Origin of the sequence: Sphingomonas kyeonggiensis (assembly GCF_014204495.1) — a bacterium.
GTDB classification, from domain to species: Bacteria; Pseudomonadota; Alphaproteobacteria; order Sphingomonadales; family Sphingomonadaceae; genus Sphingomonas; species Sphingomonas kyeonggiensis_A.
In genome coordinates, this window is record NZ_JACHLN010000001.1 from 38,204 (window position 1) to 62,446 (window position 24,243).

22 protein-coding genes and 1 pseudogene are annotated in these 24,243 nt (G+C 62.8%); 11 read left to right on the forward strand and 12 right to left on the reverse strand.

Annotated elements, in window-relative coordinates; all coding sequences use genetic code 11:
* Nucleotide 1 precedes the first annotated feature (1 nt).
* The 3 genes from HNP52_RS00175 to HNP52_RS00185 are packed head-to-tail and all read right to left on the reverse strand — an operon-like array spanning nucleotide 2 to nucleotide 2,756.
* Nucleotides 2–1,204, reverse strand: coding sequence for a trypsin-like peptidase domain-containing protein (locus HNP52_RS00175; protein ID WP_184160793.1), 1,203 nt, complete (start codon nucleotides 1,202–1,204; stop codon nucleotides 2–4).
* Nucleotides 1,204–2,115 (reverse strand): hypothetical protein, encoded by a 912-nt coding sequence (locus HNP52_RS00180; protein WP_184160796.1) that lies wholly within the window; start codon nucleotides 2,113–2,115, stop codon nucleotides 1,204–1,206. The genes HNP52_RS00175 and HNP52_RS00180 overlap by 1 nt, the downstream gene beginning before the upstream one ends.
* Nucleotides 2,112–2,756 (reverse strand): hypothetical protein, encoded by a 645-nt coding sequence (locus HNP52_RS00185; RefSeq protein WP_184160799.1) that lies wholly within the window; start codon nucleotides 2,754–2,756, stop codon nucleotides 2,112–2,114. Before HNP52_RS00185 ends, HNP52_RS00180 begins: the two co-directional genes overlap by 4 nt.
* A gap of 204 nt (nucleotides 2,757–2,960) precedes the next feature.
* On the opposite strand from HNP52_RS00185, the gene HNP52_RS00190 reads away from it, so the two are divergent.
* The 3 genes and pseudogenes from HNP52_RS00190 to HNP52_RS00200 form a co-directional block, all read left to right on the forward strand.
* Complete coding sequence (locus tag HNP52_RS00190) at nucleotides 2,961–3,320, forward strand: hypothetical protein (protein ID WP_184160802.1); 360 nt, start codon at nucleotides 2,961–2,963, stop codon at nucleotides 3,318–3,320.
* 714 nt (nucleotides 3,321–4,034) lie between these two features.
* The gene (locus HNP52_RS00195; RefSeq protein WP_184160805.1) at nucleotides 4,035–5,318 is read left to right on the forward strand and encodes a hypothetical protein; all 1,284 of its coding nucleotides are present in this window, start codon (nucleotides 4,035–4,037) and stop codon (nucleotides 5,316–5,318) included.
* A gap of 283 nt (nucleotides 5,319–5,601) precedes the next feature.
* Nucleotides 5,602–6,095, forward strand: a pseudogene (locus HNP52_RS00200) (phytoene desaturase); the annotation flags it as partial.
* A 250-nt stretch (nucleotides 6,096–6,345) separates the two neighbouring features.
* Here the strand turns inward: HNP52_RS00200 and HNP52_RS00205 are convergent.
* The 4 genes from HNP52_RS00205 to HNP52_RS00220 all read right to left on the reverse strand — a co-directional run bounded on the left by HNP52_RS00205 (nucleotide 6,346) and on the right by HNP52_RS00220 (nucleotide 12,200).
* Nucleotides 6,346–6,537, reverse strand: coding sequence for a hypothetical protein (locus HNP52_RS00205; RefSeq protein ID WP_184160808.1), 192 nt, complete (start codon nucleotides 6,535–6,537; stop codon nucleotides 6,346–6,348).
* 286 nt (nucleotides 6,538–6,823) lie between these two features.
* Nucleotides 6,824–9,757 carry a PAS domain-containing protein gene (locus HNP52_RS00210; protein ID WP_221416061.1) on the reverse strand — a complete coding sequence of 978 codons (2,934 nt, stop codon included), beginning with the start codon at nucleotides 9,755–9,757 and terminating at the stop codon, nucleotides 6,824–6,826.
* Between the two features lie 204 nt (nucleotides 9,758–9,961).
* Entirely contained in the window at nucleotides 9,962–11,668 is a 1,707-nt protein-coding gene (locus HNP52_RS00215; RefSeq protein ID WP_311768369.1) for a histidine kinase famiy protein, read from the reverse strand.
* A gap of 340 nt (nucleotides 11,669–12,008) precedes the next feature.
* On the reverse strand, nucleotides 12,009–12,200 hold the full coding sequence (locus tag HNP52_RS00220; protein WP_184160813.1) for a hypothetical protein: 192 nt from the start codon (nucleotides 12,198–12,200) through the stop codon (nucleotides 12,009–12,011).
* 865 nt (nucleotides 12,201–13,065) lie between these two features.
* Between HNP52_RS00220 and HNP52_RS00225 the strand changes: the two genes are divergently transcribed.
* A complete protein-coding gene (locus HNP52_RS00225; RefSeq protein ID WP_184160816.1) occupies nucleotides 13,066–13,227 on the forward strand; it encodes a DUF6771 family protein in 162 nt (53 codons plus the stop codon).
* A 45-nt stretch (nucleotides 13,228–13,272) separates the two neighbouring features.
* Here the strand turns inward: HNP52_RS00225 and HNP52_RS00230 are convergent, their stop codons facing one another.
* Together HNP52_RS00230 and HNP52_RS00235 are read right to left on the reverse strand one after the other, a co-directional pair.
* The gene (locus HNP52_RS00230; RefSeq protein ID WP_184160819.1) at nucleotides 13,273–13,476 is read right to left on the reverse strand and encodes a hypothetical protein; all 204 of its coding nucleotides are present in this window, start codon (nucleotides 13,474–13,476) and stop codon (nucleotides 13,273–13,275) included.
* Nucleotides 13,477–13,618: 142 nt separating this feature from the next.
* A complete protein-coding gene (locus tag HNP52_RS00235) occupies nucleotides 13,619–14,491 on the reverse strand; it encodes an SDR family NAD(P)-dependent oxidoreductase (protein ID WP_184160822.1) in 873 nt (290 codons plus the stop codon).
* A 44-nt stretch (nucleotides 14,492–14,535) separates the two neighbouring features.
* Between HNP52_RS00235 and HNP52_RS00240 the strand changes: the two genes are divergently transcribed.
* Nucleotides 14,536–15,033 (forward strand): MarR family winged helix-turn-helix transcriptional regulator, encoded by a 498-nt coding sequence (locus HNP52_RS00240; protein WP_184160825.1) that lies wholly within the window; start codon nucleotides 14,536–14,538, stop codon nucleotides 15,031–15,033.
* Nucleotides 15,034–15,220: 187 nt separating this feature from the next.
* The gene (locus HNP52_RS00245) at nucleotides 15,221–15,493 is read left to right on the forward strand and encodes an alpha/beta fold hydrolase (protein WP_184160828.1); all 273 of its coding nucleotides are present in this window, start codon (nucleotides 15,221–15,223) and stop codon (nucleotides 15,491–15,493) included.
* A gap of 506 nt (nucleotides 15,494–15,999) precedes the next feature.
* Here HNP52_RS00245 and traA read toward each other — a convergent pair.
* Complete coding sequence (gene traA, locus HNP52_RS00250; RefSeq protein ID WP_184160831.1) at nucleotides 16,000–18,897, reverse strand: Ti-type conjugative transfer relaxase TraA; 2,898 nt, start codon at nucleotides 18,895–18,897, stop codon at nucleotides 16,000–16,002.
* A 109-nt stretch (nucleotides 18,898–19,006) separates the two neighbouring features.
* Here traA and HNP52_RS00255 point away from each other — a divergent pair, with 109 nt between their 5' ends.
* The 4 genes from HNP52_RS00255 to HNP52_RS23245 all read left to right on the forward strand — a co-directional run bounded on the left by HNP52_RS00255 (nucleotide 19,007) and on the right by HNP52_RS23245 (nucleotide 20,949).
* Nucleotides 19,007–19,399 carry a conjugal transfer protein TraD gene (locus tag HNP52_RS00255; protein WP_409372576.1) on the forward strand — a complete coding sequence of 131 codons (393 nt, stop codon included), beginning with the start codon at nucleotides 19,007–19,009 and terminating at the stop codon, nucleotides 19,397–19,399.
* Nucleotides 19,400–19,412: 13 nt separating this feature from the next.
* Nucleotides 19,413–19,625: a conjugal transfer protein TraD gene (locus HNP52_RS00260; RefSeq protein WP_311768370.1), complete on the forward strand. Its 213-nt coding sequence runs from the start codon at nucleotides 19,413–19,415 to the stop codon at nucleotides 19,623–19,625.
* A gap of 104 nt (nucleotides 19,626–19,729) precedes the next feature.
* On the forward strand, nucleotides 19,730–20,239 hold the full coding sequence (locus tag HNP52_RS00265) for a MucR family transcriptional regulator (RefSeq protein ID WP_184160837.1): 510 nt from the start codon (nucleotides 19,730–19,732) through the stop codon (nucleotides 20,237–20,239).
* A gap of 149 nt (nucleotides 20,240–20,388) precedes the next feature.
* Nucleotides 20,389–20,949, forward strand: coding sequence for a thermonuclease family protein (locus tag HNP52_RS23245; protein ID WP_311768371.1), 561 nt, complete (start codon nucleotides 20,389–20,391; stop codon nucleotides 20,947–20,949).
* A gap of 39 nt (nucleotides 20,950–20,988) precedes the next feature.
* Here HNP52_RS23245 and HNP52_RS00275 read toward each other — a convergent pair whose 3' ends face one another.
* Both HNP52_RS00275 and HNP52_RS00280 read right to left on the reverse strand, forming a co-directional pair.
* Nucleotides 20,989–21,882 carry a HEPN domain-containing protein gene (locus HNP52_RS00275; RefSeq protein WP_184160840.1) on the reverse strand — a complete coding sequence of 298 codons (894 nt, stop codon included), beginning with the start codon at nucleotides 21,880–21,882 and terminating at the stop codon, nucleotides 20,989–20,991.
* A gap of 67 nt (nucleotides 21,883–21,949) precedes the next feature.
* Nucleotides 21,950–22,858: an ArdC family protein gene (locus tag HNP52_RS00280; protein ID WP_184160842.1), complete on the reverse strand. Its 909-nt coding sequence runs from the start codon at nucleotides 22,856–22,858 to the stop codon at nucleotides 21,950–21,952.
* 733 nt (nucleotides 22,859–23,591) lie between these two features.
* Here HNP52_RS00280 and HNP52_RS00285 point away from each other — a divergent pair.
* Nucleotides 23,592–23,801, forward strand: a complete 210-nt coding sequence (locus tag HNP52_RS00285) for an AlpA family transcriptional regulator (protein WP_184160845.1) — start codon at nucleotides 23,592–23,594, stop codon at nucleotides 23,799–23,801.
* Nucleotides 23,802–24,243 lie beyond the last annotated feature (442 nt).

Genomic DNA, 24,243 nt, shown 5'->3' on the forward strand with positions numbered 1-24,243 from the left:
GCTATCTCACGCGCTGGAAGATGAGCTTGAAAGGGCTTGGGCCAAGATAGAAGCTCGCATCGGTGATCTCGCCGGACATCGCGTCGGGCGATACACGAAGGCGCGCGGACCACGAGCCGCCAGCTTGAAGCGCAATCGTTAGCAGCAGGTAGTTCCCGTTGAACTGCGCGGTGCCTCGGCCGGAAAGCATAGGGTTTGCCGTCAGCTCCGCGCTGTACAGATCGAGCCCAAGCGGCTTGAGCTCCAGGATGGCGCCAAGTAGCCCCCAACGTCCCTCAATCTCGACACGGCACGAGACTGGCGCTGTAAAATTTCCGCCGACGATCACGGTGACCCGGTCGGGTTCGCACGGCAACTCGCCGGCTGTAGTAGGCAGGGTTACCTTATAGGAGCCAACGGGTATCAGCATCATCCGGCCGTCGGCCGCCAGGACGGGAGGTCCCGAGGCGGGCTGGAGCGACAGATAGCCGCCCAGATCGTCGGATCGGGTCAGGCGGACGGTTCCGGTCGCGACGGGCGGAGGCACTATCTGAGGCAGCCAGCGCCAGCGCGCCCCTCCAAACTGCGCCTCGAAGCTTTGCCTTATGGTCCCGATCGACAGGACATCGGCCTTAGAGACGCCTTGCTGGCGAATGACGAGGCCAGCGATGCCACCGAGACCAATCACCGGGCCGCCGGAATAACCTCTTTCCACCGGAGCGCCTTCCATGCGCAGCCAGCCGGGGACGCCGAGCGAAGTCAGGCTGCTAGCCGTCAGCGGCATCCGCCATTCGCCAGCGCCGCCTAGGGTCACGACATAGGTGATCAAGGGCAAGGTCTCGAACGCGCCGTAACGCGGCAAGGCGAGATCGACTGGCGCGGGAACGGCGAGAAAGGCTAGATCGAGAGGCGCGTCGGCCCGATACAAGATGTGCGCTGTCGTCCGTATGAGCACTCCGTCGTCTACAAAGAGCGTGACATCGACACGGTCACCATCGTCAAGCCTTCGGATCACATGCGTCGCAGTCGCTATCATCCATTCATCGGCGCTGTAGCCGACAATCAGCCCCTTGCCGCGCTCGTCGGAGTCAATGCCCACCGTTGCGGTCTTGAGCAGATCTGCGCCCAACGAGAGTTGCTCGACCGAAAGGTCAGCCTGACTCGATTGAGCGAGCGCCCGTACCGTCACAAGGCAGAGAAGCGCAGATGCAAGCAGGGTACGCATCATTCCCGCCGCCGTAGAAATGCAGCGGCTGAAGTGCTGATGCTCCAGCACGCCAAGATGGTGGCGAGCAGGCCGCCCAGTATGTCGCGAGCATTTAGATACTCGATCCAACGTGGGCGCAGGTCGCGTTCCAGGCCGGGAACACCCGATGAGACAGCGGTTGCCCTTCCGCTCGCCAGGAGCTCGACTGCGCCAGATGGATCTGCGCCAAGCCGGAGCGAGGCCATCCCACGAAACCCGCCAAGCACCATGGCCTCGTCTCGCTCTAGCGTGATCGAGCGATCGGCGAACGGCAACGAGATCGTTCCGGAGCGAAGCGTCGAGATTTGGAGCGGGGCCCCAGGGAGTGGCGACGCGGTTTCGGTCACGTCCAGCTGCGATGCCTCGTAGAAGCGAAGCACAGCGGGCGTCGCGAAGCAGAGCCGCACGGCGGTAGCTGCTACTGTCAGCAGCGTGGATGTGCTCCATCTGCGTTCATGCTGAGCGACGACTGCGCGGTCGCCTTGAAGGTCGATCTGCAGCGACGCCCCCTCTACATTGATGTCGATGCAGCGTGCGTCAACCGCATCGAAGCTGGCGCGGGCGCCCGGCGGAATCCTTATCGCGGACAGCGAGATCGGCCCAGCAACCTCGACCGGGCCATCCTGGAGGCCATTGAGCGGAGGGATCGCCCGCACCGCTGCCTTTCCAAAGGTTCGCGCGGAGGACAGGGCAACCTGACGATAGGGATCAATGATTCCGGCAGGCCCTGTTGCAATGTTGACGTGCCGCGCAATGAGCGTGGCTCTTATCGGGAAGGAGCCGAGGCGACCGTACCACAGCAGGGAGCCGGCGACTGCTGCGGCGAGCATCAGCCCGGCAAGGCCTAAAGTCCACTTCTCGCGGAGGGCATCGAGGAAGCGTCTGATCATAGGGCGATTACGATCGCCTTGCGAATGGGAGGAAGATCTGTCGATTGGACGCCCGACAGCTGCACGCTGACAGAATCGACATCCGTCCCGACGCTGATGCGCAGAGGGATTACGACACTGGCGGGGAGGCCTGACGATGCGAGATGCACCTCCGTGCCCGCATCCCAGGTACCGCCTCTTCGCCGGAATATCTTGGCATCGAGCGACACCAGGTTCACCGCTGAGCGCAGGCCTACTAAGATCGAGCCGGTCCTGCTGCATTGGGCGGGGTCGGCCACCGCGCATATGGGCGTCACGACCCCTTCGCCGCCCATTGCCGGATAGCCGAGAAAGCCAATGTCGGAGCTACGCAGATAGGTTGTCCGACGTAGCTTGGCATCGGACCAACGCCCCGGCCCGGGCGCATTGATCTTTCCATCGACACGATATGCGACCGAGGCGACCAGCGGTGCGCCAATGAGATGGACAGCCCCTGTCGCATAGGGGGCTCCCAAGCTGACGATACCGGTGCTCGAGCCGCGCACGGGCCCCGTAGTGACCGAGATGATATCGACAGATCCGGATACGTTCTCCGCGTGAAGCCCCTCGCAGAAATCGCCCTCAGGACCGTAACCGCCTTCAATCGCGGGAGAAGCGGCCACCTCGACAGCGCAATGCGTTACGCTACTTTGTGAAGGAACATCCTGATGTAGAAATATAGCCAAAATGGTTGCAAGATATATCAGAATTGATTCGGCAGTTGATATTGGCATAACACGCCCCCAATCTCCTTTGAATACTAGACCAATCGTTGTGACTCGGCAAATATCGTGCTAATAGTACCCCATCGATTACGGGGGCAATCTATGACCAGATCCATTCGTGTCGCCATTATGCTCATGACATTCGCTGCAGTGCCAGCGATCGCCCAGTCACAGGGGCAATATGCAGGGCAGCTACAGCGCGCGCTTGAAAAGTCGGCTAAAAATCAATGCGATGCGGAGATGATGGGCCCCGCCCTGCTCACGGCATGCCAGCAGCAGCTTAGTGGGATGGCCACCATGCTGGCGCAGCTTGGCCCTATTCGTTCCGTGACTTTGTCTGCATCGCAGCAGACGCCGCAAGGGCTGATCGAGACCTACAAGGTTCAATATGATAGCAGGCAGCTGACCGCGGTGATTGGCGGAATGCGCGACGGCAAGTTCGACATCCTGTACTTCCAGTAGGGAGCAGCCGAGCTAGGTCACGGACTATCGCCGGAAAACATGGTTCGGCAATCATCTTGGCCGCTGGCCTGCGGCGACCTGAACCTAGTGCACTGAATTCCTTGTGAAAGTTCAATTGTGTGTGTCGTAGATCGCCATAGTAGCGGAGGATTCGGTAACCTCTCGCGCTCTGCTTTGCGCCGAGATCGCCGATTACGAGATTTTTCAAATTTGATGAGCGTACAGTAACGTTCATCGCGTCGTTCCGCTGAGGCGCCGATTCGAGCACCGATCGTTGTCGCCGTGCAAGGTGCTGGTTTGGCGATCGTTGGTGCCAACGCGGAACTGGGCCCCAATTGCGCAAGGGCTGGGCTTTGATCGCCCGACGCTCATCGAACCGTGGCACGGAGCCCACGATCGACCGCTGCTCCATTCTCGATCTAAATCAAAGATGAACGCTCACTGACCTGAATGCGAGTCCCATATGATTTTCGCCGCCTCCAGTCCGTCGTGATTTCAAGGTTTGCGGCGAGCGGCCCATACCAGGCCTGCCACGGCCGTGATGAGTGACGCTAGGCCAAGCAGAAAGCCATCGCTGAGGATAAGCATCTCGATACTCCTTTCACTGGAGTCGATATATGTTCCCTTAATGTTCCAACATTGCAAGGAGCATCCAAGTAGGTTTCGATTGCCGTCTGCCATTGCCATAGCCCCGTCGGAACGAACGGAGTGCACATGGTCTCGCGCGACAAATTATATGAGCTGGTGTGGGCAGAGCCGATGACAAAGGTCTCAGCGCGCTTCGGCGTATCGGGCAGCTATATGGCGCGGGTCTGCGATATGCTGAACGTACCACGACCGGGCCGCGGCCACTGGACCAAACTCGAGCTTGGCAAAGCAGATCCGGCCCCGCCCTTGCCGGAGGCTGCTGACGGAGACCCTCTGGTATGGCCCAACGACGCAATGTCGGTTCCCAAGCCGCGACCAGCCGTCCGAAAGTCGCGTAGCGTACCGACGGCACCTGACAGATCGATGCCGAAGGTTCATCCGCTTGTCAGCGGCGTCAAAGGCCTGTTTCTCAACAGCCGCCCGATGGGGGAAAACGGCCTTCTTCGGCCGTTCAAGCGCGCCCTCCCGGACGTATCCGCGTCGCCAGAACAGCTCGATCGCGCGTTGTTGCTTGCGAACGCTTTGTACACCGCCTTCGAGGAGGCCGGGCACCGCGTCGCGTTGGCATCTGGATCGAGCTCCCGACGGCCGTCGATCGATGAGCGGGAAGCCAGCGGCAATGGACAACATTACGATCCCTATCCGGCACCGTGGCGGCCTGATCGGCCCACCATCGTCCAGGTGGGTGACGTGAAGGTCGGGCTGGTGGTGCACGAGATGACTGAGAACGTCACCGTACGCTATGTGAACGGCGCGTTTGTCCGGGATACACCGGAGCTCGCCGCACGCATGACGCGCACGCGCCGCGACAATTGGAGCACAACCAAGGATCTCCCATCGGGCCGGCTGCGCGTAATTGCCTATTCTCCCAATGCCTCTGTCGATTGGTCGAAGGGCTGGAAAGAGGGCAAGGGCGAAGCCGCCGGCCTGTCCGTTGACACTATCGTCAAGGCGGTGTCCGGTCAGGCTCGTGCATTGGCCGCCAAAGAGGCGGAAGCGGCGCACCAAGCTGAGGTGCGACGCCAAGCCTGGGCCGAGGAACAGGAACGGTGGCGGCGCGAGGACGATCGGCGGCGCACGGCGAAGTCTTTCGAGGACAGTCGGGTGGCTCTGGCTAACGTCATCGAACAATGGTGTCGGGTCATGGAGATTGAGAGGTTCTTCTCCTCGGCCGAGGATCAAGCATCCCGACTTAGCGGCGATGAGAAGGCGCTCGTGCTCGAGCGGCTCGGGCTCGCTCGCGCGCTCCTCGGAAGCCAAGACCCCCTAGATTTCCTGCGAGGCTGGAAGTCGCCTGCCGAACTCTATCGACCGCAGTATCCCGACGCCTCGGCTACCGACGGTCGATAAGCTTGGTTGTCGAAGCGGATTTCTAGGCGCGCGCACATGAGGTGATCGAAGCTTGTAGCATTCCAACACTCGAACGAACGCCGTCAGATTATAGCAATCAGTGGTGGACATGAAGTATTGTTGGAGATATGAAGATTGAGCTGCGCAATGTAGCAAGCAAGACTGACGAGAACTCAAATCCATACCTGCTGATAATATTGTAGGTAAATTTGGGGGTACATAGAAATATAGTCGGTGATTTCGAATTTCGATATCAATCGCATCTTTCTAAGACCTGCGCTCCCTTCTGGACGACATCTACAATCGCGGACGTGTGCCCGGCGACCCGTCGCTCTATTTGCACCATCCCAGCGCAACGGACGCCTCGCTGGCCCCTCCGGGTTGCTCGACGCTCTACGCTCTCGCGCCAGTTCCGAACCTCGGCAAGGCGGATCCGGTTGGAAGACCTTCGGCACGTCTTATCGGGAAACCGTGCTCGACCGGATCGAGCAAACGCTCATTCCCGATCTGCGGAAACGGATTGCGACTATCTTCCACTACAGCCCGGCGGACTTCGCGACCGATCTCGGCGCCCATCTGGGCAATGCCTTCAGCCTCGAACCATTATTGACGCAGAGCGCCTATTTTCGCGCCCATAATCGCGACGACCATTTCTCGAACCTCTATTTCGTGGGTGCTGGCACGCATCCGGGCGCCGGGATACCGGGAGTCGTAGCCAGCGCCAAGGCGACGGCGTCACTGATACTAGCCGGCTACCGCCAGCGGGTCTCGAGCTGAGAGCCAGCGTCTGGATCGAGCCACGACAGACAGCCCGAGCACTTCTGAGTACCCAGATCGGACCGCCCCCTGACACGACTGGTCCGCACCGATGCAGGCACTGCCGCCTGCATCGGCCCGGTCCGTGCCAAACTGCATTGCCGTTTTGGAGTTCCGGGCCTCAACGCAACTTTCGGAGAGGATATCCGGCAATAGCGCTCGCGATCAGCGTCCGGAAATCAGGAATCAAAACAGCAGCCACTCGGCGGCGTCAGACGACGGCGAGCAGCGCCAGTTTGGCATCGTCGAGCGAGTGGAAGCGGGCCAGGCCGCCGGCGGGCCCCTCAGGATGCATCGAGACGGGAGGCTTTATCCGATGGTTTTCGATCTCCTCTCGCAGTTTCTCCCATTCCACCGATGTCAGCGAAAAAAGAGTCGATCCGTCACCGCCAATCTGTTTCATCGCTACTCCCTGCTAATGTCCCTTCGATCTGCGTGCCGAAAATGATTCACGACATTGAACACTACGGACGGCCGGCACGCCCCTGACCGTCTGCGCCGCGTGTCGCGCTGTCATCCTGACCAGCCATAGGATTAGGTCAAGTGCTCGCAAGCCGCTTGGGCCAGCGGGAAAATACGCCGTGCCCAGTATCGGGTTCGACGCATCTCGACATCAATCGGTCCGCTCTGGCGTTCGCAATCGCGCTACCCCGGTCTGTGTGCGCCAGACGAAGATCAGGATGGCCGCGTCAAAGTCCAAGCCCCGTCAACGCCTCAAGCAACTCCCCCGTGCGAAACGGCTTGGTCAGCCGAGGCAGGTCGGGAGCGATCTCCTCGACATCGGCATAACCTGAGATGATGAGACACGGCAGTCCGGGCCGGATCGCATGGACAGCCCTGGCGAGCTGGGTCCCGTCCATGCCTGGCATGAGATGATCCGTCACGAGCACTCCGAATTCCTGACCGGCCTCAAGCCGGCCTAGGGCTGCCTGGGCCGAATCCGCTTCGACCACGTCGAAGCCGCACTCCTCAAGCATATGCGCGGTGCTGGCTCGCACCGCCTGCTCGTCATCGACGAGCAGGACTTTGCCCCGGGGGCCTTGGCCAGTCGGGAGGCCATTGGAGCCGACGGGCGCTGGAAGCACCCCATCTTCCGCGGCGGGAAGCCAGATCTCTACATTGGTGCCAAGCCCCGGTGCGCTGGAGATGCGAATGCCACCGCCCAGTTGCTGCGCCAGGCCGTGGACCATAGAGAGCCCGAGACCGGTGCCCTTCCCGATGCCCTTGGTCGAAAAGAAGGGTTCAACAGCGCGCGCCAGCGTCTCCGTATCCATGCCGCTCCCGTTGTCGGTCACCGAGATCATCACGTACCGGCCCGGCCGCAATTCACCCTGTTCCTTGTCGCGCACTTCCCGCGCGGCGGCGCTGATGCGGAGCGTGCCGCCGTCGGGCATGGCATCGCGCGCGTTCACGCTCAGGTTCAGCAGCGCCATCTCGACCTGATTATAATCGGCCAGGGCCGCAGGCAGACCGTTCGCTGCCTCGACCAGCACCTGAATCTGCGGACCCGTCGTGCTCGCGACCAGATCCCCCATTCCGGCGACAAGAGCTGCCACGTCGATCGCTGTGGGTTTGAGTGGCTGCCGCCGCGCGAAGGCCAACAGGCGCTGCACCAGGGTACGGGCACGCTCCGCCGACTGAAGCGCGCCTGCCACGAGCCGTTGCTCGCGCTCATTGCCGAGTTGCTTGCGGCTGAGCAAGTCGAGCGAGCCGATAATGGGGGTCAGGAGATTGTTGAAGTCGTGGGCAACGCCACCTGTCAGCTGGCCAAGCGCCTCGACTTTTTGTGCCTGGCGTAGCTGCTCCTCCGCCTGGGCAAGACGACGTTGCTCGGCAATGCGCTCGGTGACGTCGTGCACGATCTGATAGGCGCCGATCTGCCGGCCCGAGCTGTCGCGAAGTGGGTTGAAAGTGATTTCGAAGAAGCGACGCTCGCGATTAGGGTCCCCAAATTCCTCGACCATGGTGAATTCCTCGCCGGCGAATGCCCGGCCCCAGGTCCGCCGCACCTGGTCGCGGTGCTCGGGGAGATCGTCCAGCATATCGAGCATCGAGGCGCCGACACGGGGGCGAATGCCGTAGACCGCCTCAAAGGCTTGGGCGGCCGCGCGATTTACCGCCAGCCAGCGATAATCGAGATCAGCGACGAAGATGATTGCCGTGGTGTTCTCAACCACGTCGGCAAGCAGCTTGCGCTCTGCCAAGCCCTCCGCGACACGCTGTTCCAGCGTTTCGTTCAGCTCGCGCAGGGCGTGCTCGGTCCGTTTGCGCGCGGTTATATCGATGGCAGTGCCGATGATGCGGATACACTTCCCCGCCTCGAACACCCCACGTCCCTTGGCGGCGACCCAGCGGACGATACCGTCCTCCTTGCCGATCGTGCGATACTCGACGTCATATACGGCGCGCCGCTCCGGATCGGCCGCGGCGGCATAGGCGGCGACAGTTGCCTCGAAGTCGTCCGGATGGAGACCCGCGTAGAAATCCTTCATCGAGATCGGGACATCGGCCGAGATGCCGAACATCGCTTTTAGCCGCGGCGGCCAGAACAGGGTTTCGGCGACAATATCGACGTCCCACTGCCCGATCTCAGCGGCATCCAGCGCCAGGCGAAGCTGCTCCTCGCTCGCGCGAAGATTGGCTTCCGCCGCGACCCGCTCGACATGCGCCCAGGATCGGCTCGTCACTTCGCGCATGACTGTCAGCTCGTAGTCGCTCCAGCGGCGCGGCACCTTGTCATGAATGGCCATCAGAGCGGTCAGGCGGCCATTCTTGACCAGCGGCATGCAGACCGTCGCCGCGACGCCGATATCCTGGAAGGTCCTGGCCTCCTCGGGCGCGATCTCGGTGAGGTTGTCGTTGATGACCAGCGGCCTGCCGGCTCCCAGTTCCGACACGGCCAGGCGTCCAAAATCAGCAAGGCTGTAATGGCCAAGGATCGAAGGTGAGCCGTCGGCGTGCCAGTTGCCGCGAATGGTGAAGCCGTCCGAATCGGCGTCCATGTCGGCATAGGCGCAGTTCGTCACCGACAGGTGCGAGGCGACCATTTGGACGGTAACCGAGAGGACCTGCTGCGCGTCATGCAACGGTGTCACTGATTGGCTGAGTTCATCGAGGAAGCGATAAAGCTCTTCGCTGCGCGCAAGCCGCCGCTCGGCGAGAATCCGCTGCGTGATGTCGAACACAAGCGCGAGCATTCCAACCGGTTGACCCAACCGGTTGCGCACGGGGAGATATTCAAGGTCCATCCAGACCTGTTCAGGACGACCATGCCGCCAGAGTTCCAGCTCTTGAGCGTGAAAGCTGAGAGACTCGCCCCGCATCCCGGCATCGAGCACGCGCGCGTTGAACGTGCGCGCCTCCGGCCAGACTTCGAGCAACTTGGCGCCGAGCGCCGCCGGATGCCGGGGCCCGCACACCTCCGCATAGCCATCGTTGTAGAGAAGGATGCCCTCCGGGCCCCAGAGGAGCGCCATGGGCACCGGGGACGCCAAGGCGATCTGGACATGGGCCAGCAGTTCGCTCGGCCAGACTTCGAGGGAGCCAAGCGGCGTGGAGCCCCAATCCATCGAGCGAATGAGGTCGCCGGTATGCCCGCCACCGACGAGGCTGGAAGATGTCACGATTTCGCTATCCCCCTCTGGCCACGGCGACCGCCGATAGCCGATATCTGCTTGATATTACAGCAATCCAGCAGTGGGCCAGCAAGATCTTGCTGCTGCCCAAGAGGCGGATCAGACGCATATGGCTGCGGCCTCGCCCGCGGCGCTGAGAAGCCGCGCTTGATACGAAACGTTCCGCCTGTATCCCCATTCGAGCCGGAGACCTCAGCCTTCCTTGGGACCGAAGCCTTGTTCGGCAGGACGCTCGCCCGTCGAATGGCGGTCGAGCGCCACCCGGATCCGGTCCGCCAGTTCCCGGCGTCGATAGGGCTTTCCGATCACGTCGAGCCGGCTGCCGCGCGGAATGTCGGCGACCAGGTCCTCGTTATAGCCGGTTGTCATCAGGATCGGCGTTTCGGGCCTCAGGGCATGGAATTGCTCGACCAGCTCCAGGCCACTCATCCCGCCCGGCATGACGATATCGGTAAACAGGAGATCAACCTGCCGGTCGCCAAGCAGGGCCAGCGCCTCCTCACCGCTCGATACGACCAGCACGGTATAGCCGAGCGCCTCCAGTTGCTCCTGAGCGAGCGCACGGACATCGTCGCTGTCCTCCACGAGCAGGATCGTCTCGCTGCCGCCGGTGCTGGCCCTGTCGACGCGCGGCGCGGGCGCGGCGATGCTCTCCGTGCCCGCCACGGGGAACAACATGCGGATAGTGGTGCCGCCGCCGAGCTCCGAGTCGATCTCAAGGCGACCTCGCGATTGCTGAACAAAGCCGTGCACCATGGCGAGCCCGAGTCCGGTGCCGCGCTCGCTACCCTTGGTGGTGAAGAATGGCTCGATCGCGCGCTGGCGAACTTCCTCATTCATGCCAACACCCTCGTCGCTGATCGCCAGCACGACATAGTCGCCTTCCGGGAGCTGGTGCGCGGCGGCATTACCGTTGAGCTTCCACAGCTCGGTTGCGATCGTCACCTTGCCGCCCTGGGGCATGGCGTCGCGGGCGTTGATGAGCACGTTGAGGACGGCCATTTCCAGATGCGTCGGATCGATGTCGATCTCGGGCAGTCGACGTTCCAGAGCGGTGACCAGGCGGACCTGCGCGCCCACGGTATTATCGATCAGGTCGCCGAACTCGTGGATCAGGGTGTTGAGGTCGGTACGCCGGGGTTCCAGGCGGGTCTTGCGGGCAAAGGCAAGCAGCTGGCGGGTCAGCCTGGAGCCGCGATCGGCGGCGCGCGCGGCATTGCCGACCAGCCGGTGCTGCCGGTCGGTAAGTTCGTCCCCCTGCAGCATGTCGAGGTTGCCGGCGACGACCTGGAGCAGGTTGTTGAAGTCGTGCGCGAGCCCCGCAGTCAGCTGACCGATCGCCTCCATCTTCTGTGCCTGTCGAAAGGCCTGCTCGGACGAGCGTCGGCGCGTCACGTCGAGCTGGCTGGCGAAGAAATAGATCAGCTGGCCATCGGCATCATAGACGGGTGCCACGAACACCGCGTTCCAGAATGCCGAGCCGTCGCGACGATAGTTGAGGATCTCGATTGAGATCGCTTCCTCGGCGGCGATCGCATCGCGCAACTCTCGGACCGTCTCGCGGTCGGTGTCGGCGCCCTGGAGAAAGCGACAATTGCGCCCGACCACCTCGGCCTCCTCATAGCCGGTCAGGTCGAGAAAGGCCTTGTTCGAGAAGACGATCGGATTGTCGTCCTGTCGGGGGTCGGTCAGGATCATAGGCATGCGCGTCATCTGGAGCGCGGCGAAGAAGACGGTGCCTCGCTGGTCGAGCCCCGGCTCAGCGACCGTTGAGCTCTTCCAGTGATGCTGCCCCTTGTTGCCTGTCGGGCTGTATGACGTGGGGTCCTTGAGATTGCCGGCCGGCTCGCCGGTCGCTTCCTGGGCAGTGTTGGCTTCGCCGTGGTCCTTGTTCGTCACCATGGTCCTCGAAGAAAAGTTCGTAGCAAGAATGTTCCCGGAGCGTTTCGGTTTCCATCCTCTCGCAGATCGGCCGCAATCCCCGGTGCGGCGACCCAATCCCACTTTCTACGTGCTGTGTTATCCGTTCGAACCAAGGCATTGGCGCGCGTGTGATGGTAGCCGGGGCTGTTTGCGTTACTACCACTTCCCCCGGCGCGTGAAGCGCCGCGGCAGCAAACGCATCGCCCAGGAACGCTTCGCGGCCGTTGCGCGACGTCCCTCATCGCGCAATCGTATCCATCGTAATGTCTGCGCGATTTTCACTTCTTCGGCTTGCTGATCCATCCGCTCTTCGCGCTTAGAGGATGGCATGGCCATTCCGAAGCTGCGGTTTGGACTGAGAAGCGATCAGCACCTGCAGCTTACGCTCATAAGCTCGAGCGAACTCAGTATGCACGCGGTAACTGGAAGGATCGCGGGCGTGCTCAGCCTTATCGCGCTCCTCTTCAACCCTGCGGCTGAGATACTCGATATCATCTTCCTTGACCATTTCGCGCTCCATGGCCCCCGAAGCTCGGACCCGATGTAGCACCTGATTTCGGGTCGAGCTGTGATATAGGTTACTTCGCTGCGATTACAGAGCGAGCGCCATTTGATTCCGGGCGACGCTTGCAGAATCTCACCGAAACGCCGATCGAACCCGGTCGCCGCACGCCCGATGTTTCGACCCTGTATTGGTCACGGACTGGCTAGCCTGAACCAACCTCAAATATTCAAGTGGATCCACGTCTGTCCTCTATCGTCCAGACACAGAAACATTCCGCTGGACGAAAAATCTGCGCAGCCTGCTCGGGAAAAGCAGTTCTCGCCCATTGTTACCTGGCTCAATGATTTAGCTCAGGTTCGTGCAAACAGAGCGGGCGCCGAACAGCGACCCAGCCCCTTGCTACTTTCTGAAATCACACACGGCTCCGGCGAGCGGGGTGGGCAGCAAGGAGCGGACCGGCAGTCCCACCGGGAAGGTGGGCCGCACCGACAGGCCGAAACGCAGTAGAGGAACCGGCGCAGCCGGTTGCGGCACGCCCCGGCGGCACTAAAGGCCAGCGACGCCCACCCGCTTGGCCGCGGCCGGACCCAACAACGTCGGCGCATCGCGCCGACCGCAGATCTTCAGCGCGAAGCTCCAACAAACATGCACTCTCACGTTCGGGCGACCGGGGCGGCGTGCGTGCGCCAGCCTCCGCCGTGCTCGCCGACCGACAGATCAATGACGGGATCGCTGGTCATTTTTTTGAACAGAGGCCTGTCCCTTTCGATCTGCCATTCACAACAGGACTGCCGCTGGTCTCGCGGAAGATGGAACTCGGGTCAAAAGTTCTTGTTCATCGGGCTTGTTCACTGCAACAGGCCTCGAAATGAGCGAAGACCTTCAATCTGCGATCGCCGCCATAATCGCGCGTACACCGGAGTGGATACGCCAGGAAATGGCCGCCAAGGATCACGTGACACGCGAACGCGCAGAGGAAGCGCTGGCAGCGATGCTCGCAAATATGTTCAAGGACGCAAGCAAGTCTTAAGCGCTTTTGGCGCGGAGCCTCCTTGGCTCCGCGTCGATTATTCGGTCAGCCGATACCACGCTCCATCAGACGCATCAGACGTGCCGAAAAGGCGCGCGGATCGACCGGCAGCTCACCGTCGGCGATACGGGCTTCATCGAACAGAAGATGCGTCGCGTCGGCGCGGACAGCCTCATCCCCGCCTCCGAGCGCACTGAGCTTCTCGACAAGAGCATGCCGCGGATTGACCTCCAGCACCGGCTTCGCCATCGAGTCCAGACGCCCCGCCGCCCTCTCTCGTCCGACCGGGCTCCCGCCACTTCTCGGGTTGGGGCGGATGGCAACGGATCGAGTTTGAAACTCGGCCCCGCACAGCCCCGGGGACCAGGGCCGCCCCGTTCTCAGCCAGCGGTTACAGCCTGTCGGCAAGGACTTCGCGGGTGATCTCCCAGAGGGCAAGCCGGGCGCCCTCGTCGTCCGCGGGCGGCACGGGCCTGAGCGGCCTTGCTCCCTTCACCGAGAAATAGCCGCCGGTGACGCCTGCGAATTCCGCATCGTCGGCGAGACGCACAATAATGCCCGCACCCCGGCCGGGATCACCGATGCCGAGCCTGGTCAGCACCCGCTCGAGCAGCGGTGCGAAGCTCAGCTCCCGGCCAAGACCGGTCACGTTGAAACCGGGATCCAGGCAGTTCACGGCAACGCCCGTTCCCTCGAGCTGCCTGGCAAGTTCGAGCGAGAACATGATGTCGAGCAGTTTCGAGCGGCCATAGATTTCAGAAGACCCGAGACGGGAGAAATGCCCGGATACGAACATGTCCTGGTCGAGCCTGAGCGTTCCATGGCGCCTGGAGGCCTCCGATGCCGTTGTAACGATACGCGAGGGGGCGGAACGGACCAGCGTCTCACGCAGGATGTCGGTGAGCAGCCAGGGCGCGAGATAATTGACGGCCATCATCTCGTCATGGCCATCGACCGTGGCCCGCGGCGAGAAGGCATGGATACCCGCATTGTTGACCAGCACGTCGATCCGCTCATGGCGCGCGACAAGTGCCTGCCCGACAGTGGTGACGGATGCGAGGTCCGCCAGATCGGCGAAGTGAACATCGATCCGCGCCTGCGGTACACTCGCCTCTATGGCGTTGCGCGTTGCGGCGGCAGCCGGCTCGGAGCGGGCGATCAGCACCAGATGCGCACCTCTGCGTGCCAGTTCAATCGCAGCGAGCCGCCCTATGCCGCTGGTCGCGCCGGTCATGACGATGATGGGTGATGCGCTTCTGGACATGGTACCTCGGGGAATATATTGGATATATATCCATCATATCTCTCATGCAGAAGAAGGAAAGCGCCCTGGTGCCCACGCCGCCATTTTCAGATGCGGGACTGGATACCGTCCCCGCATCGTGGCTCCTGCTCGGCGAGCAGCTCAACGCGCTGCTGAGCGCCTCCCGCGCGGTGACGGCCCGGATGTCGGACAGCTTCGGCGCGGATTTGCAGCCAGCCGCCTTCCACGTCGTCCAATGGTTGCATGCCTTCGGCCCGGCACAGGCAAGTCAGGTTGCTGATGCACTGGCGATGGACCGCAGCGCCACCAGCCGCCTCGTCGGGCAGTTGAGGCAGGCCGGTCTCGTCGAATCCCGTGCCGGCACCGCGGACAGGCGGAGCGTGATCCTTTCCCTGACCGAGGAAGGGTCGCGGCGGATGCAAGCCGCCATCGCCTATAAGGGCGAGGTCTTCCGCCACAGGCTCGAAGGCTGGAGCGAAACCGATATCGGCCACCTCACCGCCCTGCTGCGGCGTTTCAATTCCGATGGGATCAACGGCTGAAGCAGCGGGCTTGCCAAAGCAATGGGGCGAGCGGGAGCCTCGGCAATGCCACAGGCCAGGTCCCTTATCAGGATGGCGCAGAACTCGCCAAAACAAGTTCGAAATCGACAATTCGGGCCCGGCCGCCGTCGCTAGCTGTGGATGCAAGCAAGCCGGCGCCGCCGGCTCCCGCAGGAGTTGATTTCAGATGGTCGATACCCCGCCTTCCGGCCCCACGGTGATCCTGGTTCATGGCGCATGGGCCGATGGATCCAGCTGGCAACGCGTCATTCCCCTCCTCACCGCGAAGGGCATTCCGGTGATCGCCGTACAGAACCCCACCAGCTCGCTCGCTGACGATGTCGCCGCGACCCGTCGCGCACTCAACATGGTGGAAGGGCCAGTGATCCTGGTCGGCCATAGCTGGGGCGGCGCTGTAATCACCGAGGCCAGCAACGACCCCATCCACGACGATAACTGAGTCTTCCGCGGCATCCCGCGCTGCGGCAGCCGTATCGTCGGCGACCCATTGGAAGTTGGTTTCGACATCGAGCCTGTCGCCGGCTTCCTGCAGCGCTTCGCGCTCGCTCTCGCAGCCGGTTCTGGCCAGGATCATAGTGCGCGTGGAAAGACGCATTCCGAGAAACTGTTCCAAGATCGCTTTGGCGACCGTCGATTTGCCGCTAGCAACCGCGCCCGAAAGCGCGACGACGAGTTGCATTTTGCCCTCCCCCTCAGGTGCAGCCCCCGCCGCTCTGAGCCTTTAGAGCCACTTAACCGCAAGTCGCCAACCGGATTTCCGAACTTATTCCCAGGAAAAACATCCAAATCGGATTGGATCACATCAGGTCGATCTATTCTGGACATCCGAGAGCTCGTGCCGGTTTGGCCGGTTGCATTTAAGCGCGCCCGCCGGGCACTTGTCACGGGCATGACCAACTGGCTGCTTTCGGGATCATTTTAGGCCGCAAAGCCGACTTACGGTAGCTAGCGACCAAGGCCCCGGCCCCGTCCAAAGTCGATGCCGTGGTTGAAGGCAAGCTCAGCCCCGAGCCTACGCCCTGAATCGAGGGAGATGCCCAACTCGACCTTCCGCGCAGCGAGAAGAGATTCCAGCTGCGGATCGCGTTCCAGGCTCTTCGCCATTCCTGCCATCTCGTTCTGGGCCGATCTCCGGGCCGCGAAGTCGCCCGTGACATACGCCCGATCGGCCTGACCGCTGAGCTTATTCCAACGCTCGACGAACCGGTCGGCACGCATCGCCGGATCTGCGCGAATCTCGGCTTCAAGCTGCATTGCCCGCATCGCACGCTTGAAGCTGCCGCCCGCCGCCTCGCGCGCGAGCGACGGATCCTTCTTGTACGCGGTTTCGAGGTCGTGCGAGGCGTGCTCACGCAGCGCGTTCAGGTCTTTGCGGGCCTCGCGAATCTCCTGCACCTGGCCGAGGTCCGCGGCGTGTCCCTTGTCGAAGCTCTCGAAGATACTCACCACCGCGCGGGCGTGCCGCACGACGATATTCCTCCGCGCCTGACGCGCTTCGTCCTCAAGCGATCTCGCCAGGTCAACCTGGCGCTCGACCGGCAGGCGCAACCCGTCGAACATGCCGCGCACCTTCTCCGGCACCTTACGGACCAAGTCAGCAACGCGCTCGCGGAAGCTGATGCCCCGGCGATCGGCAAACTGGCGTTCCGGCCCATGCGCATAGTCGCTCGCCATGTCCTTGGCGCGGTCGCGCGACAGCGTGCGGACGAGTCTTCCCTGATCCGCAAATTCGTCTTGGCCATAATGGAGATCAACGCGGTCGCGGTGACGCGACAGCGCGACATAGGCGGAATGACTGTCCATTCCCGGTGTCGCAAGCACATGCGTGCGATCGACGGTCATGCCCTGCGCCTTGTGGATGGTGGCGGCATAGCCGTGATCGATCTGCGCATAGTCCTTGAAGTCGAACGCGACCGAGCGGCCATCGTCGAGCTGCACCGCCATGCACACCGTGCTGGCGCTCTCCACGGTCCCGAGCGTCCCGTTCTTCACGCCAAGGCTACGCTCGTTCTTGAGGAACATGACCCGGTCGCCGGTCGCGAACTCGCGCGAGCCGCGCTCGGTGGAGATGGCGACATCTTCGCCGAGCGCCCCGCCAGCACGCAGCCGATCGCGCGCGGCGCTATTAAGCGCTTGGACCTCGTCGCGCGTGTGCGTGAGGATGATGCGGGAGGCGTCCGGATCGGCCATGCGGTCGCGATCCCAGCGACCGATCAACGCATCGCGAGCCTCGTCCCGCGTCGCGGCGGAACGCACCGCATCACGCTCGTAATATGCCTGGATCGCTTCACCCGTCCGCCCGGTTGCAAGATGTCGCGTTGCATCGCGCTGCCAGTCTTCACGCTGGCGGCGGACCTCGGTGATCTCGACGCTGCCATGCCATTCGGCAACCGAGCGGAATGCGGCACCCGCCTCGATCGCCTGGAGCTGTTCGGGATCGCCGATCAGGACGACCTTGGCGCCGCGCTTCTCGGCCTCCGAGAGAACGCGCTCCATCTGGCGTGAGCCGATCATCCCAGCTTCGTCAATCACAAGCACATGATTCGGGGTCAGCAGGTCGCGGCCCTGTCCCCATTGATGCTCGATCGACGCGATCGTGCGTGACGCGATGCCCGACCCGCTCTCAAGATTCTCGGCCGCGATGCCGGATAGCGCCAAGCCCTGAACCGCATAGCCGGCCCCTTCCCAGGCGTCGCGTGCGACACCCAGCATCGCCGACTTACCGGTGCCCGCGTAGCCGGTGACGATGGCGAGATCCCGAGGGCGCACTATATGATCGAAAGCGGCCTTCTGCTCTCCCCCGAGCACAAGGCCGTTCCTCCCGGCGGCATCGATGGCGCTGTCCATCGTTGTTGCCGGGAGACGATGATCCGACCGGTCCGCGAGGCGTAGGGCGGCGTGCTCCAGCCGCTGCTCGGTATTGATCATCTCCCGGCTGGTGAACCGGTCCTCGCCGCGTCCATCCTTGCCCAGCGCCACCAGGTCTGGCGACGACTGGACCGCGCCCATCGCCCGATCGAACTGTTCCTTGCCGTCGCTGTGCCGGTGGATGAACCGGGCAAGGTCGCGCGTGGTGAATGTTGCCTGCTGGTGCGTGATCGCGTCGAGCGCGATTCCCGGATTGGCGATGATCTTCTCGCCATTGGCGCGGGCGATTTCGAGATGCTCGGCGAGGCGCTCGGACTCCAGGCCCTGAGCGGCCATGCGCGATGCCGCCGGCCCGATCTTGTGCTGAGGCTCCAGGTCGATGCCTTGCGCCTCAAGCGAGCGGTGATCGATCCGCGCGTCGATATCGAGTTCGGCAAGCCGGGCGTTGACGTGCTCGCTCCAGCGCTCGCGCCATTTCTCCAGTAGGTCAGTACGGTTCCAATCACGGTTCTTGCTTCCGAACCCGTCCTCGCCGACCTCGCGCATCGTCAGCATCACGTGCGCGTGCGGTTTGGGCGCGCCGTCGGCGCCGATATCCCAATGGACATTCAGATCGGCGATCATTCCGCGATCGACAAACTCACCTTGCACAAAGTCGCGGGCCAACTCGATGCCCTGTTCCTTGGTCATCTCCCTGGGAATCGCGAACTCGATCTCGCGCGCCAGCTGCGCGTCCTTGCGCAGCTCGGCCGCTTCGACCGCGTTCCAGAGTCGCTCGCGGTCGGAGAGATGCTCGGGGGCGCCCTCCGGCAACATCACCTCGGAGTGGACGACGCCAGCCTTGTTCGAGAAATCGTGGTGCCGATCGAGCCGCTGATCGTAGAGCCGCGAGGCCGAGCGGTACGCTGCCGACGCCAACGCGCTCGACCCGGCAGCGCGCGAGATGACTTTGGCAGAGAAGTGGTAGATCGCCATGACGGCAATCCAATTACACCCAGCAAGCCACGTCGGCACGACGTATAAGCGCGCCCTCGAAAGAATTCATCTTTCTCGGGACTGCGCAATCCCAAGAGATTTCAGGGCGTTGTCGCTGATCGAGAGCAGCGATAACTGGTTCGTCCTTGCCGTACAACGCAAAGGACGATCCATGCGCAAACCCCGGGATTTCGATGTCGAGCTGAAAGCGCTGGCCGACAAGGCCAGGCAGCTTCAGCAGCAAAAGCTTCACCAGCTAGGCGAGCTGGTGACCGTTACCGGTGCGGACACGCTGTCGCCCGAGCATCTGGCCGGCGCGCTGCTCGCTGCGGTCGAGATGAAGGACGCGCCGACGAAGGAGGCATGGCGCAAACGCGGCGCCGCATTCTTTCAGAGCAAGAGCCGCAAGAATGCCGGAGCGAATGCGCAGGAATCAGGTGTCGTTTCGGCACGCGCTGGCGGCGCGGCATCGCCCGCAAGCGCAGATCGCGCGCCGGGATAAGCGAGCCTGGGTCGTGAAACGACGCGAGCGCACGCGGCAGCTGATCGAACTGGGCGGACTGGTTGCAAAAGCGGGCTTGGTCGAACTGACCGATGACGATCGCGCAGTGATCTTCGGTTTGCTGACGAGCGCCGCCGCGACTTTGCAAGGCGAGGATCGCGACCAAGCACTTGTGCTATGGCGCCGGCGCGGAAAGCGCGCATTCGGCAATGAAAGAGATGGTTGACCGGGAGTTGGTTGCATCGCCAATCAATATACGACAGGGACGGCGACCAGGCGTGCAGCTATCAAATCCGATATCGCGCTGCGCCAACTAAGGAAGGGTCGCGAATGTCGGACGAGAACTCCCTGAACGCCGTCGAGCTGGCCGCAGAACTCACGATTGCCTGGCTTGGCAATCAGAACAACCGCGTGAACGCAGAGGATGTGCCTGCATTCCTGCGCACGATGCACGCGACTGTTATCGAACTCGATGGAAAAGCGGCGCCCACAACTGACGCAGTCGATGAAGCCGGCAGTGAGTCCGAATACACGCCAGCTGTCTCGGTACGGAAGTCGCTCGGCTCGAAAGATCACATCATCTCGATGATCGACGGCAAGCCCTACAAGACGCTGCGTCGCCATCTCTCCACCCATGGCCTGACACCGGAAGAGTATCGCGAGCGCTACAACCTTCGCCCGGACTACCCGATGGTCGCCCCGAACTATTCAGAAGCGCGTCGGCAGATGGCGCACAAGATCGGGCTGGGCGCGAAGGGCCGCGCGGCCAAGTCGGGCGCGGCCGCAACGCCGGCCCCGTCTCCGACACGCAAGCCGCGTGCGAAAGCGAGCGCTTCGTAACAAGCATTTGCGCGCCGGGCGCGATACGCCCGGCGCGCAAATCGCATGAAGCTGATCCAAGCTGCGAGATTTCCGAATATGTCCGGCGAACAGGGATCGGTGGGGCGTGCAGCAACGCGATTTTAACGCTGCTGCGCAAGTTTGATTATATGTCTTTCCTCGTCCTCGCCTGCGTCTTGATCGCCGTGGACGGCGACACGCTCCGCTGCGACCAGGAGCTCATTCGCCTGATAGGAATCGATGCGCCGGAGTTGCCAGGGCATTGCCAGGACGGGCGCGATTGCGCTCCTGGTGATCCGCTGGAATCAAAGCGAGCATTGGAAGTTCTATCTCGCGGCCCCGCGTCGATCGATCGCCAAGGCCGTGATGTATATGGCCGAACGCTGGCTCGGGTGCAGGTAAACGGAGTCGATCTGTCATGCGCGCAGCTTGCGGGCGGGCACGCAATCTACCGGGCAGATTGGGATCAGTTCGGTTTGGTCGGCACAGATTGTGGCGTAGCGAAGCCACCCCAGGCCGTTTCTGCTTCGCCGTCGGCTCGGCGCGCTCGACCAGTTTCGGCACCGAAAGCTGTCACCGGATGGAGCTATCGCAATTGCGCGGAGGCTCGTCGTGCGGGCGCGGCCCCGCTGCACCGCGGACAGCCCGGCTATGGTGCGCACATGGACGGGGACGGTGATGGCATCGCCTGCGAGCCATTCAGGAGATAGTGCCGTTCGGCAGGCGGCGGTCCGTGTAGCCCCTGAGCATCAGGCGAGGCGCTCCTCGCATACCGCGCGAACCAGATCGCGCAGCATCGCAACCCGTTCGCCTAGCCAGGTTAGCTCTTCAGCGGTGATCTTGTAGTGCGGCGAGTAGCGCGCGTTCACATATGCTTGGCGCAGCAGTTCGAAGCGCCGTCGGCTGTCCTTGTCGTCGCGGGGCCACGCTTCGATTAGCGACGGCGCGATGTCCTCCGCACGCGACCGCAGGAAGTTCAGCTTGTGCGATTTGGGGCTGTAGAGCGTGAGCACGAGCAGAGTGCAGTGATAAAGGCGCTCGGCAGCTTGGTGAAAGTCAAACGCCGCATCCTTCAAATAGCCCTTTTCGAGATAGAAGAGAGCACCCTCGAGGCGCTGCGTTGCGGCCGGAAACCATTCGTCAAAATAGCCCCGCGCCTCAGCGCGCGCCTCCTCAGGCGGCAAATTCTGAGGCGCTGCAAACCCAAACCCCTCGGCTTCGTAGAGCGCGATGCCTTGCTTGAGGATATCGACAAAGAACGGCCGGCCGCGCTCGAGCTGCTTATTCACGTCGGTGAGGGTGTGGACGATGAAGTTGACCGGTGCGCTCAGTGTCTGCGCGATGGTCACTTCACGCATCAGCCGGTCATCGGCCGCACCCCAATATTCGGTGATATCGGTCAGCCGCTCGTCATTGACGACGACGAGAATGTCGTAATCGGAGTGATAGCCGCCGATCGGATCATCGACCCAGTCGCCGCGCGCATAGGAGCCGAACAACACCAGCTTGAGGATCCGCGCCGCCTTCTTCCTGGGATCGGTGGTGCGCGCGGTGATCTCGGCGAATTCCTCGAAAAGGATGCGCACGACATGGGCCAGCTCGCGCTGCTTGGCCTGTGGCAGATGGTCGAGATCGGTTCGCATAAGACAGCTTCAACCTGTGGCAGGCGCGGACCGGATGGCAAGGCCTATCCGGTCCATAACCCGAGGATCATTGCTGGCGTTGATCCGGTTCGGCTTGGACAAAGCCGAGCAGATAGTCTGCCGCCTTGCTGGCAGCGCTCGCGGCGCGGAAGATTGCCTTTTCGTCCTCGCGCAGCACGGCAAGCCACGCCCCGATATAATCGGAATGCCGCACCGTCGGTGAGATCGACAGCGATGCACAGGTAAAGGCACTCGCCATCTCGGCCACCAGCTCCTCGCGGGCATAGTCGGCACTGCCGAAGCCGCCGCGCTGGTTGCGATCGAGACGGCTCGCATGGCCGGTCCAATGCCCCAGCTCGTGCAGCGCGGTGCGGTACCAGTTGATTGGCGCGGGAAAGGCCGCTTGCGGCGGTACCTGCACATAGTCATGCGGCGGGGAATAATAGGCTTCGCTGCCGCCGATCCGGAAGTCTGCGCCGGTGGCTGCAATCACCGCCTCGGCCAAAGGGATTGTCTCGCGCTCGGTTGCCATCGCAGGAAGCGCCGTCACCTTGTCCGGCAGGCCCTCGCACTGGTCGATGTTGAAGACGGTGAAGCGCTTCAGGAACGCCAGCTGCCGCGCCTCGCGGTCCTCGCTCCGCGCGCGCTCGGCTTCGTCCTTGGGCGTGAAGCGATCGGCATAGCAGATGGTGGTGCCGCGCTCGCCCTTGCGGACATTGCCGCCAAGCGCATTGGCCTGCCGATAGGTCAGCCAGCGCTGCGAGGCATAGCCGCCCTCAATGACGGCTGCCCAGAGGATCAGCACATTGATCCCCGAATAGCGTCGCCCCGTTCCCGCGTTATGCGGCATGGTGCAGCCGCACGCCGCGCTGTCCCAAGGCTGTACCCAGGGCAGCCGCCCCTGCTCCAGCTCGGCAATCACCCGCGCGGTCACCTCGGCATAGAGGCTCTCACGGTTGGTTCTGGTCGTCTCCATCTTCCTGCTCCTCAAACCACCGCAACCGGCGCCGGAATGGCGGGTGGGCGGCAGGAGCGGTCCGACGATCTCGCCGGCAGAGGCGGGATGCACCCGCAGGGCCGAAACAGCGTGGAGGAGCCGGCAACGCCGGGTTGCGGCACGCCGCGGCGGGATCACAGGGCAGCGACGCCCACCCGCCAGATCGAGCCGGAGGCCCAACGCCAGCGCGTCAGCGCTGTCCACAGATCTCAGCGCGAAGCGCTGCCCAGCGCCCCAGGCGCCTATCAAACATGCACCCTCGAATCCGGCCGGCCGTCGCGGCGGCGTGCGCGCGCGACCGTGCGCCAGCCGCCGCCGCGCCTTCCGGCCGGATCGAGTGTGTCACGCGGAAAACAAGAGGCGCTGCGGACCCTGGCGGTTTCGCAGAAGTCCGCCAGCGAACGCTCATCAGACATCGCGTTCCGTTCTGCGCCGGCTCCCGCCGGCCAACATGTCAGCGATCGTCATCCGGATGGACCGAGACGCGCAGCGACTCGGCGCCGCCAAGCGGCGTAGAGCGCGATCGCACCGCAGGGGTGAGACGCCCTGACACACGACCGTCGAAAATCGAGAACTGCCTTTATCTGCGCGCATCCACGCCGACGCTCGCCCACCTACGCGACCGCCGCGAGCACCCCTTGCCCAAGCCGAAAACGCTGCTCACTCAACCCGGGGAGCATCAGTCAGACACAGAAGATGCAAGGTGATACCAATGCAAACCGACACTCCAGACCGCATCCTCCGGATCAAGAGCGTCCTTGAGCGCACCGGCCTCAGCCGCTCGACCCTCTACCGCAAAATGCAGAACGGCACCTTCCCCAAGAACGTCCAGATCAGCACTCGCTGTGCCGGCTGGCGGGAGTCCGCAATCAACGCCTGGCTGCACAACCCGATGTTCTACTCCGTCGAAGCAGGTCAGTAAGCCGCGCCGAATGGGTCCGCACGCGTCCCGGCTTTCCCGGCGACATACGCACCTTCCGTGCAAGCGGCCGTGCCTTGGGAACGGTCATGTCCGCGCTTGGCCAGACCAAAGGATCAGCGTCTTTAGCCGCCGGCAAGGGCGGGGCGGGATCCGCTTTGCCAAGCTCGAGCTTGGTCCAGTGGCCGCGGCCGGGTCGCGGCACGTTCATCGCATCGCAAATGCGAGCCATATAGCTGCCCGAAACACCAAAGCGCGCTGACACCTTGGTCATCGGCTCTGCCCATACCAGCTGATACAGTTCCTCGCGCGAGACCATGTTCACTCGGTTCAAATCTGACGGAGCCTATGGCCGGGGCGCTGCACGATCGAAACCCGCCTCGGCATCGCTTGCAATGTTGGAACATTAAGTGAACATACGTCGACTCCGATGAAAGGAGTACCG